The sequence below is a fragment of the Mesorhizobium sp. M00.F.Ca.ET.216.01.1.1 genome (assembly GCF_004010325.2).
In the GTDB taxonomy this organism is placed as follows: domain Bacteria; phylum Pseudomonadota; class Alphaproteobacteria; order Rhizobiales; family Rhizobiaceae; genus Mesorhizobium.
The window spans coordinates 1-287 of the sequence record NZ_SADR02000535.1; the positions used below are offsets into that span (position 1 = coordinate 1).

Annotated in this window: 1 protein-coding gene; it reads left to right on the top strand. The window is 66.2% G+C overall.

From position 1 onward, the window contains the following. Positions 1 to 62: 62 nt before the first annotated feature. On the top strand, positions 63 to 287 hold a 225-nt coding region (locus tag EN859_RS37335; RefSeq protein WP_245525902.1), incomplete at its 3' end, for an aspartate/glutamate racemase family protein.

Consider the following 287-nt stretch of genomic DNA (forward strand, 5'->3'; position numbering starts at 1 on the left):
GTGATCATGGCGACGCTAGGCGCCATCCTCTATGTCGGCCGCCGCCGGACCAGGGCGTGATCGTGCGGATACTGGTGGTAAATCCCAACACGACGGCGAGCATGACCGAGACGATCGCGGCGGCCGCGCGCAGTGTCGCCGGAGCCTGGACCGAAATCGTCGCGGTTACTTCGTCCATGGGGCCGGCCTCGATCGAGGGTTATTATGACGAGGCACTGGCGGTGCCCGGCCTGCTGATGGAAATCGCCACTGGCGAACGTGCCGGGGCGCAGGCCGCGATCATTGCC